Raw genomic sequence first — 249 nt, forward strand, 5'->3', positions numbered from 1 at the left:
TGATGTCTTTAAACCTGCCGAACATCAATATAATGATGCAATTGCTGAACATCAATATATAGACAATCCCTCTATATATCTATCAATTAGACGAAAAAAACACCGAAACATATATTGTTTCAATGAGATAGATATAGTGCCATATGGTTGCGAAGAATTAATTAGATCTCAACACGGCAAAGAGAAAAGGCACTCGTTAAGTGTAGCATAAATGAATGGTGTGTACTACAAGTCCACTGGACATATGCT

The 249-nt window shown here is 34.5% G+C and carries 1 protein-coding gene; it reads left to right on the plus strand.

Features of this window, described 5'->3' with window-relative positions:
- Positions 1-211 (plus strand): hypothetical protein (locus tag KVT37_RS32505; protein ID WP_217579059.1); only part of this gene is annotated, 211 nt, incomplete at its 5' end.
- Between the last annotated feature and the right edge of the window lie 38 nt (positions 212-249).

The organism is Mesorhizobium sp. GbtcB19 (assembly GCF_019091085.1).
Classification (GTDB): Bacteria; Pseudomonadota; Alphaproteobacteria; order Rhizobiales; family Rhizobiaceae; genus Mesorhizobium.